Genomic DNA, 14,699 nt, shown 5'->3' on the forward strand with positions numbered 1-14,699 from the left:
TCTCCTTGTCTCTTTAATAAGTCAATCCATGTCCATACTCATACAATAAGCCGCCTGTAAGATCCGGAATCGATACCGGCAATGTGCCGGTTGGCGATAGTTCGCCTAAAATGGTCGATGCCATCGCTTCGTAGCTCGCCGTGCGGAAGCTGTATTGCGCCAAGTACGCATCCACTTCCGGATACGCCATCACGTCATATGGGTTTTGAATCCCCACTGCAATGACCGGTGCATCGGTTGCGGCGATGATTTGGTTCGCCATCTTCATTTGCCCGCTATTCGGCGAGCGCTGTGAAACCGTGGACGTCCGTGTACCGACAACAACTGCTTTCGCCGCCTGGACTTGCGCGAGTTCCTGTTCTGTCAGCAAGCTGTCTTTTTTGATCCACACCGTATTTTCGTGGCGCGCTTTTAATCCGGCATACAGCTCATCCGAATAAACATTGCCGACAACCACAAGCGCATCTTGCGGATTCGGTGCAAGCGGCAGGACGCCTTCATTTTTCACGAGTGTAATGGATTTTTCAGAAGCCTCGCGCTCTACTTGCTGATGTTCTACCGAGCCCACCACTTGGAGGGCATTCGCTACTTTCGCTTCCAACGGCTCCGGCGTTTCTTCTTTCACGATTCCTCGCTTCAGTTTCAACGCGAGGATGCGTTTCGCAGAAGCTTCGATCCGTTCTTCGGAAATTTCACCCGAACGCACCGCTTCGTATAGACCATTTGCGACGCTTTCAAGCCCGACCGGCATCAAAACGATGTCGCTTCCGGCGTTGACCGCACGGATCACGGCGTCAACCGGTCCGAAATGGTCGGCAATCGCCTGCATGTTCAAAGCGTCTGTTAAAATGACGCCGTCATAGCCCATATCTTCCCGCATCAATTCCGTCAACACTTTATGGGATAACGTTGCTGGCAATGTGATTTCACTGCCGTCTTTCTTCGAAATGACTTTTGTGCCATCCACTTTCGGGAATGTCACGTGCGCGGTCATAATGGCGTCGATGCCTGCATCCATCGCTTTTTGGAACGGATACAATTCGACTGCTTTCAGCCTTTCCAAATCATATGGCACTTCCGGCAAGCCGATATGGGAGTCGGTTGCGGTATCGCCATGCCCAGGAAAATGCTTCGCTGTCGCGGCTGTGCCGGACGCTTGAAGCCCTTTCGTATACGCGACACCCAGTTCCGCCACAAGTTCTGGTTTTTCGCCGAATGAACGGACGCCGATGACCGGGTTATCCGGATTGTTATTGATGTCAAACGATGGCGCAAAGTTCATGTTGATGCCCAGTGCCGCAAGCTCTTCGCCGATCGCGTTCCCAACGTTTTCCGTGATTTCCGGAGAGCGGGTCGCGCCCAATGCCATGCTGCCTGGCATATCCGTGCCAGACTGCAGGCGGGTCACGATGCCGCCTTCTTGGTCAATCGTCATCAGCATGCCATATTTTTCGGCAGCTTCCTGGTAGTCGGCGACCAGTTTCGTCGTCTGTTCAGTCGTTACAACGTTTTCCCGAAACAGGATAACGCCGCCCAGATGGTATTGCTTCACAAGTTTTTCGATTTCCGGAAGCATGGCGGTGACGTTCTTGCCGCTCCAGTTCCTGAAGTCAGGCATCAGCATCTGTCCGACTTTTTCTTCCATCGACATGCCTGCCACCGCTTTTTCGACCACGTTATAGCGGTCGCCTTCCCCTTTGATCACCGCTGATTTCACTGGCGGTTTTCCTTTGGCGGTTTTGGCTGCCGGATCCGGCTTCACCTGCACGGCAATTTCATCCGTAAAACTGCCATCGCTTACCTTGATGAACGTTTTTCCGGGTTTCCCGAGCACCGTTACTGTTCCTTCGGCGTCTACTGAAGCCACTGATTTATTGGTAGAACTCCACTCCAAATTTTCAGAAGTTCCGGTGAAATGGCCGTCTTCATAGACGTGCAGCGCTTTGAGCGTGAATTCCCCACTTGCGCTGTCCACTTCCACTTCAGGCACATTTTGCATAATAATCAAATCAGCAGCTGCCGATTGCGCTTTCGCCGCTCCTCCGCCTGTTGCCAGTGAAGAAATCACCAAAACGGCAATCAATAGCTGCAATACAAGATATTTACGAAATCCCTCCATGTTCCATCCCCCTTTAACTTAATTGCTGCGTTCGGTCCAATCGTTTCCAGCTGGCTGCGGTTCGGCTTCGGTGCCATCGACTTGGATATTTTCTACATACCAGCCGCGCCCGTTGACCGATGCATCTGTCTCGTAGCGGAAACGGAGGTGCGTGGTATTTGCCGGCAATGCAAGCTCGGTGCTTTCCCAGCCTTCACTGTTGCCTGTGATTGGTTCTGCCACTTGGCTCCAATTCACGCCATCATTCGATGTTTCAATAAAACCGAAATCTGAGTCCCCTTCCAGTCGATGCCACGTATCAAATGACACTGTTGATGCACCTTCAGGGACAGCGATTTGCATTTCATTGTTCAATTGATCGCCGTAGCCCGCAAACCAGGCATCCGTATGTTTGGAAATCGGAGCTGGTATCGCGTCCGCAACTGCTCTTGCAAAGTCCCTGCGGATGAAGTTCGTGGAAATGGTCGTTCTCGATGGGTGCACCCGGTTTGTCAGCAAAATGGCGATCGTGTTGTTTTTCCGGTTGATGACAATGCTGGTCCCCGTATAGCCGGTATGGCCGAATGCCGAGGAATCCGCGAGCGCGTCCATGTACCAGCCTTGATTCAATTCCCAGCCAAGTCCGTGGTCATTGCCAGGAAACTCCGGAATCTGGTTGGTTTCCAGCAAACGGACCGTTTGGGCTTCCAAGATCCGTTTCCCGCCATACTTTCCGTTGTTCAAAAACATATGAGCGAATTTCGCCAGATCAGAGGCAGTCGAAAAGACGCCAGCGTGGCCTGCAACGCCGTCCAACGACCAGGCATTTTCATCGTGCACTTCGCCCCATACCATTCCGCGTCCAAGCGCTGGCTGGTATTCGGTCGCTGCAATGCGGTTTTGCAACGAAGCCGGCGGATTGTACATCGTATCTTTCATGCCGATCGGCTCGGTGATTTCCTCTTTCACAAATTCGTCGAGGCGCTTCCCAGAAAACTTCTCGATCAGCGCGCCGAGTGTGATCAGGTTCAAGTCGCTGTAAGTATATTTGGTGCCGGGGCTATTCGCGAGCTTGTGGCGCAGCGCGTATTCGATGCGGTCTTCCCGGTTTTCCCCTTGCTGATACAGCGGCACCCAAGCGGTAAATCCTGAAGTATGTGTCATGAGCTGGCGGATGGTGACGTTTTCTTTGCCGTTTTCAGCAAACTGCGGAAGGTGCATCGCTACTGGATCGTCCAATTGGAAATGCCCATCTTCGTAAAGTTTCATGGCAGCTGTTGTCGTAAAAATTTTGCTGATGGAAGCCAGATCAAAAATCGTATCTTTTTTCATTTCAACGGGATTGTCTACCAGCGTTCCCGCACCGTCGGCATACAAAGATGCAAAGCCGTAGGCATCGTGCTTCGCAATATGGCCGTTTCTCGCGACAAATGCAACAGCGCCAGGCATCGACTTAGCCGCTAGAGCGCTTTCAACAGCTTGATCGAAACCGTCGAGCGGCGCTTGAATCATTCCCGCTCCTTTTACAGAGCCTGGATGCAGCACGGGCGACATGGGCCCAGGCTGATCCCATTGCTTCGGCGATTCCGCCAAGGCCGGTGAAGCCAGCGGCGCAGTCAAGACAAGCGAGCAAATCAAAGCGGATGACAGAACTTTCAACTTCGCGTTATTTTTCATTTGTTTCCTCCTAATGATTTTTAATTGTATTTATTTACCTTTACAGATTAATATTATCTGACAATTCAATCGTTTCCCATGCCCCAATAGCGCTGTCTTTGGCAGTGATTTTTCGCTTCCCGAATTTTTCTTGCGTCACATCTGCTCATATTCCAATTCCTGGAACACTTCTTTGGTAACATGAATTTAAGAAATTAAAGTTCTCCTTTATACCCATACCAGTTGAAATTTAACTCCAGAACGAATGTGTTCAATCAATGCCAAATCTTCCTGGCAAACTTTGCCGATCACATTGACTTTGCCATCGGCCGGCAGATTTCTTTTCGTGATTTGCAGTTCTCCCTGGTAGCGGCCATAGCGCTCATTGTCGATTGTTATGCTGCCTTTTGTTCTTTCGGTGGTCTCTTCCGGATGGAGGCGGTGCGTTCCGAACAAGCCGTATTCCCTGGATTCCATCGAACGCACGACATCCCGCGCCGCGTCCAGGCGGTTCGTATGGACTCGGCTCGCAATTTCCAGCACTTCGCCGTTTTCCGTCAAGCTCTCTGCACGCAATTGGATCACGCCTTCCTCGTAAGCGGCAAATTGCGCCAAACTGCCTTCGCTGAGCGTGATATCCCCGACTAGGATTTTATCGACGAGCCCGCTCTTTTCCAATGCCGCATATGCGGCGAGCGGCGAAACGGCGCGATGCCCTTCCAATGTCGGCAAGCCTTCAAACAAAGGACCCCGGAGCTTGCCATCTCCTGGAACGAACGCCATCACCGACAACCCTTCTGCCTTTAGCCATTCGTTCACCTTGAAAAATTCCTGCGTGTCCAAACCGGTTTCCGGCCGCGGATAAAAATTATGCCACGCTTCAACCGCTTCCGTACGGAGCCCCGCAGCCTTCAGCTTAGCTAATCCCTCTTTTGTCAGCGTGCTGGCATTTAAAGCGATTTTCATCTTACCCGATAGTTCAGCAATCACCGCTTCGTCGATTCCGTAATCGATCCGCAATCCGCTGACGCCCCAATCCACAAGCCCTTCCGCATTTGCCCAGGTAAACCCCAGATGGCCGAGCGACTTGGGCGAGATATCCGCCATTAATTCCATATCGTATTTACGGGCCAGCGTCCCCAATTCCCGGAGCCGCTCTTCGTAAAGGGACGGGTCCTCTTCCGGGATGTGCAAAGAAGTGAAGATGGATGCGAACCCAAGCTTCCGTACTTTTTCAATATAAGGCTCCAGCTCTGTTGCCGAGCCTTCCCCCAAGTAAACTGATATTCCGCGCATTCTACTCTCTCCTTTTGGATAAATTAAAAAAGGGAGAATGGATCCTCCCTTTTAGCTTGGTGTCCTGTTTAGTTTTTTTACTCAATAATTTGAACTAAAGAAGTAGCATAATAAACATCGCTCCGGACGCTTTGGGCAGTGCAAAGACGATTGCTCCTGCGCAAGCTCGTCGCAAAGGAGTTGCCAAAGGTGCTTGGTAACTCCTTGACTCACGCAAGGAGCCGAGAAGAACACTCGTCTCATTGCTCCGTCTAGCCCGTTGACGCGCCTTCGCTAAGATATCTCTCGATATGGAGCAAAATAGCGGAGACGCCTGCAAAACTCTGTCCCATGTCTTGCCTGTGGCAAAAAACATGTGCTCCTGCAGCACTTTGTGCTTCGTCGCAAAGGTATTTCCCCAATTCTTGGGTCAATACCTTCGTAGCTATTTTGCGTAATATCGAATATAAATATTCATTAATTCATCTTACATAGTTCTAAAACCTAGATCCCTTCAGCCATGCGTTCTTTGAATCCGAACGTGTATGTGAAGATGAAGCCGAATACGTAGGAAACGACGAGCCCTAGGAAGTACCAGATGTATTTGCTGTCAGCGATCAGCGGGATCAACGAGATGCCGGATACGCCGATGCCTTGTGCAGCGGTGTGCATGACGGCTTGGAACGCTCCGCCAAACGCGGCTCCCATACAAGCGGTGATGAACGGCCGCCCGAGCGGCAAGGTGACGCCGTATAGCAGCGGCTCCCCGATTCCGAGGACGCCGACTGGCAACGCGCCTTTGATGATGTTGCGCAAACGCTGATTTTTCGTTTTCACGTAGATGGCGATGGTGCCTCCGACTTGGCCGGCGCCTGCCATTGCCAAAATCGGCAATAACGCGGTGCTGCCGAATGAATTCATTAATTCCAAATGGATTGGCGTCAAACCGTGGTGCAGACCTAGCATGACGAGCGGCAGGAAGAATGCGGCCAAGACGCCGCCTGCGATAACTCCACCTGCATCCAATGCAGCGATCAAGCCGGTCGTGATGACGTCCGTCAATACGCCTGCCACTGGAACGATGGCATATAAGGCAATAAAGCCGACGCCTAAAATCGTGATCAATGGTGTAAAGAGAATATCAATCGAACTGTGCATGACCGAACGCACTTTCTTTTCAACAAACGTCATCAACCAGGCAGCCAAGATGACGCCGAACAAGCCGCCGCGCCCGACTACCAGCGGTTCTCCGTAAATCACGATATCCGCAAGCAATGGATTGAATAAAATCCCGCCTGCAATCGCGCCCAGTACCGGTGTGCCGCCAAATTCTTTGGCCGTGTTCCAGCCGACTAAAATGGCTAGGTACGCAAAAACAGTGCTTCCGAGCAGCAATAAAATCTGCATGATTGTAGTGGTTTCATCAACGCCGGCGTTTTTCGCGAAGTTCGCCGTTCCGTTGATAATCCCGGAAGCGATCAAACCTGGAATTAGCGGAATGAAGATATTGCCGACTCTGCGCAAAAACAGCTTAAACGGTGTTTTGTTTTTTTGCTTCATCTTTTCCCGGTCCAATTCGGCCTTTTCACTGAAGCTCAGATTGCTTTCATCGACTGCCGTTTCTTCCCCGACTGCCAACCCGGTTTGGCTGCTCATTTCTGCCGCTACTTTATTGACCGTCCCCGGCCCTACGACGATTTGAAGCGTATCGTCTTCAACAACGCCCATGACACCATCTATTCTTTTCAAGTCATTGATATTGGCCTTGCTCTCGTCTTTCAGCGATAAACGCAGACGCGTCATACAGTGTGCAATATTTCGGATATTCTCTTTTCCCCCGACGTTGCTGAGAATATCCTGAGCCATTCTTTGTTCTTTCTTCATACTTTCCCCCCGCTCTCCCACTATTTATAAAGCTTTTCTTACAAAACCATCTGCAGCTTCCAGCTTTTCAATGGCTTCCCCTTTGGTGCATTCCAGCAAAATCATGACAATCGCCGTTTTCACATGGCGATCCGCTTTTTGATAATAAAGTTCGGCTGTTTCGTAATCCACTTGTGTGGCATCCATAATAATGCGTTTCGAACGTTCAATCAGTTTTTCATTGGTTGCCTGCACGTCCACCATCAAATTGCCGTAGGCTTTGCCGACGCCGATCATCGAAGCCGTTGAAATCATATTCAACACGAGCTTTTGCGCGGTTCCGGCTTTCAGGCGCGTCGAACCGGTCAGGATTTCTGGCCCGGTCTCGATTTCAATGGCAATTTGTGCATACTGGCTGATTTTTGCGCCCGTATTGCAGGAAAGCGCCACGGTCTTTGCCCCCACTTCAGCGGCATATTGCAAGGCGCCGATGACATAAGGCGTTCTGCCGCTTGCCGCGATGCCGATGACCGTATCATTTTTCGTCAGCGACGCCTGCTCCAATTCTTGCTTGCCGAGATCCGGATTGTCCTCGACGCCTTCTTTCGCCATTGTGAATGCGTCCATTCCGCCGGCTAAAAATCCTTTCACCACTTCCGGCGAGACACCGAACGTCGGTACACATTCTACCGCATCCAGAATTCCCAGTCTGCCGCTGGTCCCGGCACCGATATAAATCAGCCGGCCGCCTGCCTGAAACGATTCAATGGCAGCCTGCACCGCCTGTTCAATCGCTTCCATTTTTTCAGCAATTGCGCCAGGCACTGTTTCGTCTTCGCGGTTCATCGTCCGAAGAATTTCCAGCGTCGACATGCCATCCAATTTCATTGTGTCATGGTTTCTCTTTTCCGTAGACAGATTCTCTAGCATCGGCTCATCCTTTATTTGGTTATTTCTTGACTTCATTGTACCCTTAAGAAATTTCATGTCAATATAATTTATTATATTTATGAATCTTAATTTCAAATAACAGAAAAATAAAAAAGAGCTGAATAGCCAGCTCTTTTCATCTTCTCAAACTTTCCATTTCCTTGCGGGCGTCGTAGTACTGCTGCAGGACGTTCTCGCCAAGATGATGGAAAACGCTCATATACAGGGTGTCGACGACGGTCAGCTGCGTCATCCTTGACGACGTGCTGCCGATCCGGAAATCCTGTTCCACATTCGGCGTGCACAGCCGGATGTCCGCTTCTTTGTAAAGCGGCGATTTATTCAAATTGGTGATGGCGATGACCTTTGCCCCTCTTTTCTTCGCGAACCGTGCCAATTCCAGTACATCTTTCGTCTGGCCGGATGTACTGATGGCAACGAAGACGTCGTTTTCCGTCAGGTGGGGAATCAGCGATAGCATGTAATGGAAATCGAGCGACGTGATCGATTGATAGCCAAGCCGCATGAATTTGTACTGGGCATCCACCGCTGCGGTTGAAGAACCGCCGACGCCGAAAAAGACAATTTTCTGTGCGGCCTTCAACGCGTCCACCGCTTTCATCAGCTCTTTCCTGTCCATTGAATCTGCGCAGGATTCGATGGCGGATTTATTGACGTGGATCACTTTATGGAATAAATCATAAGGGGAATCTTTTTGCTGCAACACCGAGAAATCGGTCAGGTTCGTGTCGCTCAATGCCAAATCCTTCATAAGTGCGAGCTTGAAAGATTTAAAGCTGCCCATGCCGATCGATTTGCAGAAACGGATAATGGTGGCTTCGCTGACGCCGGACTTCTCCGACAGTTCTTTGGTGGTCATATGCGGGATGGCATCCGGCTGTTGGATAATATATTCGCCGATCCGCCTTTCCGCTGCCGATAATTGGCCGAGCGCCAATTCAATTTTTGTGAGCAACGATTTCATTTGAGACCTCCGACTGCGTTCAGTTTGTACACTGCCTTTTTATTGAATACTATAGGAGAACGATTTTCTCCGCAATCATTAACTCCATGTAAAATGCCTGCCCAGCTTAAAGCCAGGCAGGCATAATAATCACAAGACAGGAGTTATTTCTGTTGTCTCGGGCGGATGAGGATTTCATTGACATCGACATACGCCGGCTGTTCGACGGCATAGGAAATTGCACGGGCGATGTCTACCGCCTCCAGGAATTTCATCTCGCCGCCGGACGCGAACATGTCGAGGATGTCTTGGTCGGTAATGTGTGTCGACAGTTCGGTTGCGACCGCTCCCGGTGAAATGATCGTCGCGCGTATGTCCATCGCCGGATCGAGTTCCTGGCGCAAACCTTCCGTGATCGCGCGCACCGCGAATTTCGTTCCGCTGTATACGGCGCTGCCCGGCGTCACGTCATGGCCGGCAACCGACGCCACGTTGATGATGTGGCCGGATTTCTGTTCTTCCATCTGCGGAAGCACGGCCGCGATGCCATAAAGCACGCCTTTGATATTGACGTCGACCATCTGGTCCCATTCGGCGATTTTCCGTTTGTTCATGAACGACAACGGCATCAAGCCAGCATTGTTGACGAGGACGTCGATGCGGCCGAACTTTTCAATCGCGGCATCTGCGAGCGCCTGCATTTCATCTGCTGAAGTTACGTCCGTCACTTTGATTTCGGCGGTGCCGTCCATCGCTTCGATTTCCTGCTTCAATTGGACCAGGCGATCTTCGCGGCGCGCCGCGAGCATCACCGAATAGCCTTTTCTGGCAAGCTCCTTCGCTGTCGCTTGCCCGATTCCGCTGCTTGCACCTGTAATGATTGCTGTTTTTGTGTTTGCCATAATTTCTTCCAGCTCCGTTTCTAGGGTGTGATTTCATTTTACTGCTCTTTTCAAACTCTACCGTTCCCGGGACAGCGTGTAAACTATCATGCTCAATCCTTGCGGTCGGTTTTCCCATAAAAAAACTGCACCGAATTTCGCCGCATAAGCTGGCGAGTCCGGTGCAGTTTCTCTCATTTATTTTTCAACGGTTACCATGCCGTATGAAGTGATGGCGTTCCACATCGATTCCGGGATGTCGAGTTTGCCGACCATCTCCTGCGGAATCGTTTCATGGATTTCCTGTTCTCTGCCTTGCTTCACTTTTTCGGTCCATTCCGGATCGACCAGCGCTTGGCGGCCCATGGCGACGATATCGGCACCTTCTTCGAGCGCTGCCACTGCATCTTCCGGCTTTTTGACGCTGCCGACCACGACAAACGGCACACGGCCATTGATCTGTTTCGACAGAATTTCAACGATGCTGCCTTGTGCTGCAGCGCCGCGCGGCTGTTTCTTGAATTCGAATAAAGACACGTGGACGTAATGGATGCCGCCTTCAATCAACTTCTCAACAAGCACTTTTGTGTCTTCAATCGTGTAGCCGACCGAGTCTTCGTTGTTTTCTTCAGGCGACAAGCGGTAGCCGATGATGAAGCTGTCGTCTGCGTATTGCGCAGCCGTTTTCTTCACTTCGTCCAATACCGCCATTGAGAAACTCAAACGGTTTTCCAGGCTGCCGCCCCATTTGTCTTCGCGCTGATTGAATGTCGCGGAAACGAATTGCTGGATCAAATACGTGTTCGCGCCGTGGATTTCCACGCCGTCAAATCCGGCTTCGATCGCGCGGCGCGTCGTCTCGCCGAAATCACGGATGATGTCGTCGATTTCAGCAGCCGTCAATTCCCGCGGCGTCGGTTTTCCTTCAGGCCCTGCCACTGCGCTCGGTGCCACTGTTTCGTTCGCAGCGATCAAATCCGGCTGGCCTTGGCGGCCGCCGTGCTGCATCTGCAGAATCGCTTTGCTGCCATTCGCTTTCATTTCATCTGCCAGCTTTTTCAAGCGCGGCAATGCTTTGTCATCAAACCCGATAAATTGGTTCGGGAACGCGATGCCGTTTTCAGAGATGGCGATGCAGGCTGAAACGAACAAGCCGCCAATGTTCGACCGGCGGTTATAATACTCAAGTTCTGCGTCGGACACCGTACCATCGGGATTTCCTGAATAAGTCGTCATGGGTGCAACGCCTAAGCGGTCCTGCAAAACAACACCGTTCGGCAAGGTGATTTCTTCGAATAAAGATTTATAGTTTGGATTCATGTGAATTCCTCTTTTCTTTTGTCTATAGGTATATCAAAATATCATAGGATTAGGACAACTACAAGAATACAGGCTCGCCGGTGTGTAATTTTTGATTCCTTTTAAAAGCAGTGGTAAGCTCCTCTACAGACAAATTAGAAGGAGTGTTTTACATGGCACCTACAACGTATAAAGAGATCCACTTGGTCAACCGTCCAGAAGGCATGCCTTCAGACGACGATTTCAAATTCGTGGAACAAACGGTCCCCGCGCTGCAAGACGGCGAAATCCTGTTAAAAACGCTTTACTTGTCGGTCGACCCGTACATGCGCGGCCGCATGCAGGATGCAAAATCCTATATCGCACCATTCCAGCTCAATGAAGCCATCACCGGCGGCGTGCTCGCTGAAGTGATCGCTTCGGAGTCGCCGCAATTCAAGCAAGGCGACATCGTCAACGGCAACCTCAAATGGGGAGAATACAATATTGCAAAAGCGGATGGCCTCCAAAAAGTCGATCCATCGATTGCACCGATCACGACACGCCTCGGCGTTTTGGGGCTGACCGGCTTAACCGCCTATTTCGGTTTGCTCGATATCGGCAAGCCGCAAGCAGGTGAAACGGTCGTCGTTTCAGGTGCTGCGGGCGCCGTTGGTTCAATCGTCGGCCAAATCGCGAAATTAAAAGGTGCGAAAGCGGTCGGCATCGCGGGCTCGGACGAAAAAATTGATTACTTGATCAACGAGCTCGGCTTCGACGCCGCGGTTAATTACAAAAAAGACAGCTTTGCAGAAGACTTGGCTAACGCGTTGCCGGACGGCGTCGATGTCTATTTCGACAATGTCGGTGGTGACGTATCGGATGCCGTCATGCGCTTGTTGAACCGCAATGCACGCATTCCGTTGTGTGGAGCGATTTCTTCCTATAACGCTGCAGGCAAGGACCTCGGACCTCGCATCCAGACGTCGCTCATCAAAACAAGCTCGATGATGCAAGGCTTCACGCTTGGCAATTACGCGGCAGATTTTGAAAAAGGTGCGACGGAACTTGGCCAATGGCTGCAGGCTGGCAAGCTGAAATACGAAGAAACAATCGTTGAAGGCTTTGAAAACACGCCGCAGGCATTCCTCGGCTTATTCCAAGGCAGCAATGTCGGCAAGCAATTGGTGAAAGTGGCAGATCCGGATTTCGCGAAACTGTAATCATCGCGAGTCCCATTCATCAAAAAAAGCGTACAAAGCGGAAAGCCGCTTTGTACGCTTTTTCAATTGATATCACGCACCATCCGAATGATGATACGTGGAATATAGAGGATTATTTCCGCTATTCCGAGAAAGAACTCGGCCACATCCCATATCCACGTTCGATCTTTCTTGTCTTTTCTCCACCTTTTCTTCTTCATCAGCCGCCGCCCCTTTGCCGGTTTGAAACTTAATACGCGGATAATCCAAAAAGGTTTCAGATGATGAGAGGCTTTATTCCACTGATAAAGAAAACGCCTCCGCGAGCAGACTCAGCATCTTCATGCGGTTGGCTGCGCCTGATACATTCGGGATGACGGTTACTTCATCGGCGCCGTACACGTCCGCGAGCCGGACGATTTCCGCCTTCACGGTTTCGGCATCGCCGATGATCATGCGTTCCCGGTTTTTCTCCACTTTTTCGCGCTCGCTTCGGCTGAAGCCGCGGCGTTCCGCAGTGTCGATGGACGGGTAATACGGAGGCGGCGTCTCGGATTCAACAAACAGCAGCCACAAATCGAGCGCTTGCGCCAGCCTTTCCGCTTCTTCTGTAGTATCGGCGACGACAGCGAAAACAGCGATGGCGACATGCGGTTCTGCCAATAAATCCGACGGGCGGAACTTTTCCCGGTATGCCGCAACGGCTTCCGCACCGTCAGCAGCGGGCCGCGCAAAATGGGCGAACGCATAAGCGAGGCCGTTCTTTGCCGCAATGGCGGCACTGCCGTGGCCGGTGCCGAGCAGCCACATCTCCGGCGCTGTTTCGGTGATCGGCGTCGCCACGAGCTGGCGGAATCGGTGCGTTCTTTCCGTGTCATCGGTGAAGTATTTCTGCAGATCCTGGATCTGTTGTTCGTAAGATACTTTGATGCCTTTGCTTTCATTGAGCGCCTGGTTGACGTCTTTGTAGCTGCGCGAACGGCCGATGCCCAGGTCGATGCGGTCCGGATGCAGCGCTTCGAGCATGCGGAAATTCTCCGCCACTTTATAGGAACTGTAATGCGGCAGCATGACGCCTCCCGACCCGATGCGGATCCGCTCCGTCGAAGCCGCCAATTGCATCATCAGCATTTCCGGTGAACTGCCGGCGACCGACAGCACCTTGTGATGCTCCGCCACCCAAAAGCGCCGGTAGCCGAGCCGGTCTGCGAGCTTGGCCAGTTCAATTGTCTGCAGCAGCGCATCGCGCGCGGCCGCTCCCTCGTCGATCGGCGAGTAGTCGAGTATATTCAAAGCAAACACAAATCCCACTCCTGACATTTCCTGATGGCATAAGTTTATCATAATCGGAAATGCAGTTCCCAACGCCAGCTTGTCGGCAAAAAGTGAGCCGGTTGTTCTTTATTCAAATAGATTTCTTTCAAATGGACGAATAAACACACAAAAGCGCCGACTCCTAAAGGCAGGAGCCGGCGCTTTCCGCACTTATAAAGGAAGATCCATGATGCCGAACGTATATCTCGTCTCGCTTGTGTAACGCTCGCCTTTCTCCAAAATAGCGGAAGGAAAATGCGGCTGGTGAACCGAATCGGGCAAGCCTTGTGTTTCTAAGCATAAGCCTAAATAATTGCATGCTTTGGAGCCGTTGAATGAATAAGAGCCTTTCAAACTATTTCCTGTATAAAGAACCACCGTTGGCTCAGTCGTTTCGACTCTCAATTTCCGGCCGCTTTCTTCGTCTTCCAGCTTGATTCTTCCCCTTTGGTTATTACCCAAGATAAACGGATGATCGTATCCGCATCCTGCATAAAGATTTTGGGGATGGCCTGATACTGTACCATCATAGATTTTTCGGCCATTTCGAAAATCAAACACTGAGTTTGCCACTGGCAACAGCTCACCTGTCGGAATCAGCTCTTTATCTAACTCAAGAAACTCGCAACTATCGAGTGTTAATCGATGCTTCAATATATCGCGCTTCAAATTGCCGCTTAAATTGAAATAACTGTGATTCGTGAGATTCACTAAAGTCGTTTGGTCAGAAATAGCTGAATAAGAAATGGCAAGTTCATCCGTGTCATCGCGGACCGAATATGTAACGGACAGTTTAAGGTTTCCTGGATAACCTTCTTCACCGTCTGGACTTAAGTAAGTGAATTCAATACTCGCTCCATCCTCTTTCTGAATTACATTTGAATCCCATAATACATGGCTGAATCCTTTATTTCCTCCATGTAAATGATGGCCGCCAGCATTTGCCGCAAGCTGATAATGCTTTCCTTCAAGCGAAAAAGCTCCGCCTTTGATCCTGCCGGCAAAACGCCCTGCAACCGCTCCAAGAAAATGCGGATTGCTGCCGTATTCCTCCAACGTCTCGAAACCCAGCACTACATTTTCCAATTTGCCGTGACGGTCCAGGGCCATAATACCTGTGATGATACAGCCCCAGTTTATGCATGACACCCGAAAGCCATTGGCATTTTCAATGGTGAATAAAGTCACAGGGCGCCCTTCCAACTGGCCGAATAATCGCTGTTCCACTTTCATCGGCT

The 14,699-nt window shown here is 50.9% G+C and carries 12 protein-coding genes; 1 reads left to right on the forward strand and 11 read right to left on the reverse strand.

The genetic code is table 11. From position 1 onward, the window contains the following. Positions 1-13: 13 nt before the first annotated feature. From QMA09_RS04935 to QMA09_RS04970, 8 genes are all read right to left on the reverse strand, one after another. Positions 14-2,119, reverse strand: coding sequence for a glycoside hydrolase family 3 protein (locus QMA09_RS04935; RefSeq protein ID WP_290212256.1), 2,106 nt, complete (start codon positions 2,117-2,119; stop codon positions 14-16). Between the two features lie 18 nt (positions 2,120-2,137). Next, a complete protein-coding gene (locus tag QMA09_RS04940; protein WP_290212257.1) occupies positions 2,138-3,775 on the reverse strand; it encodes a serine hydrolase domain-containing protein in 1,638 nt (545 codons plus the stop codon). Between the two features lie 207 nt (positions 3,776-3,982). Then, positions 3,983-5,050: a DUF871 domain-containing protein gene (locus QMA09_RS04945; protein ID WP_290212258.1), complete on the reverse strand. Its 1,068-nt coding sequence runs from the start codon at positions 5,048-5,050 to the stop codon at positions 3,983-3,985. A gap of 483 nt (positions 5,051-5,533) precedes the next feature. Then, positions 5,534-6,913 (reverse strand): PTS transporter subunit EIIC, encoded by a 1,380-nt coding sequence (locus QMA09_RS04950; protein WP_290212259.1) that lies wholly within the window; start codon positions 6,911-6,913, stop codon positions 5,534-5,536. 24 nt (positions 6,914-6,937) lie between these two features. After that, positions 6,938-7,822, reverse strand: coding sequence for an N-acetylmuramic acid 6-phosphate etherase (gene murQ / locus QMA09_RS04955; RefSeq protein WP_290212260.1), 885 nt, complete (start codon positions 7,820-7,822; stop codon positions 6,938-6,940). Between the two features lie 136 nt (positions 7,823-7,958). Next, positions 7,959-8,807 carry a MurR/RpiR family transcriptional regulator gene (locus tag QMA09_RS04960; RefSeq protein WP_135501555.1) on the reverse strand — a complete coding sequence of 283 codons (849 nt, stop codon included), beginning with the start codon at positions 8,805-8,807 and terminating at the stop codon, positions 7,959-7,961. Between the two features lie 143 nt (positions 8,808-8,950). After that, entirely contained in the window at positions 8,951-9,688 is a 738-nt protein-coding gene (locus QMA09_RS04965) for an SDR family oxidoreductase (protein WP_290212261.1), read from the reverse strand. 177 nt (positions 9,689-9,865) lie between these two features. Next, on the reverse strand, positions 9,866-10,987 hold the full coding sequence (locus QMA09_RS04970) for an NADH-dependent flavin oxidoreductase (RefSeq protein ID WP_290212262.1): 1,122 nt from the start codon (positions 10,985-10,987) through the stop codon (positions 9,866-9,868). Between the two features lie 152 nt (positions 10,988-11,139). Here QMA09_RS04970 and QMA09_RS04975 point away from each other — a divergent pair, with 152 nt between their 5' ends. After that, the gene (locus QMA09_RS04975; protein WP_290212263.1) at positions 11,140-12,168 is read left to right on the forward strand and encodes an NADP-dependent oxidoreductase; all 1,029 of its coding nucleotides are present in this window, start codon (positions 11,140-11,142) and stop codon (positions 12,166-12,168) included. Positions 12,169-12,230: 62 nt separating this feature from the next. Here the strand turns inward: QMA09_RS04975 and QMA09_RS04980 are convergent, their stop codons facing one another. The 3 genes from QMA09_RS04980 to QMA09_RS04990 all read right to left on the reverse strand — a co-directional run bounded on the left by QMA09_RS04980 (position 12,231) and on the right by QMA09_RS04990 (position 14,694). Beyond that, the gene (locus QMA09_RS04980; RefSeq protein ID WP_158290570.1) at positions 12,231-12,368 is read right to left on the reverse strand and encodes a hypothetical protein; all 138 of its coding nucleotides are present in this window, start codon (positions 12,366-12,368) and stop codon (positions 12,231-12,233) included. A 73-nt stretch (positions 12,369-12,441) separates the two neighbouring features. After that, entirely contained in the window at positions 12,442-13,449 is a 1,008-nt protein-coding gene (locus QMA09_RS04985; RefSeq protein WP_290212264.1) for an LLM class flavin-dependent oxidoreductase, read from the reverse strand. A gap of 183 nt (positions 13,450-13,632) precedes the next feature. After that, positions 13,633-14,694 (reverse strand): aldose epimerase family protein, encoded by a 1,062-nt coding sequence (locus tag QMA09_RS04990; protein WP_290212265.1) that lies wholly within the window; start codon positions 14,692-14,694, stop codon positions 13,633-13,635. Positions 14,695-14,699: the final 5 nt, after the last annotated feature.

Origin of the sequence: Planococcus sp. APC 3906 (genome assembly GCF_030407685.1) — a bacterium.
In the GTDB taxonomy this organism is placed as follows: Bacteria; Bacillota; Bacilli; order Bacillales_A; family Planococcaceae; genus Planococcus; species Planococcus koreensis.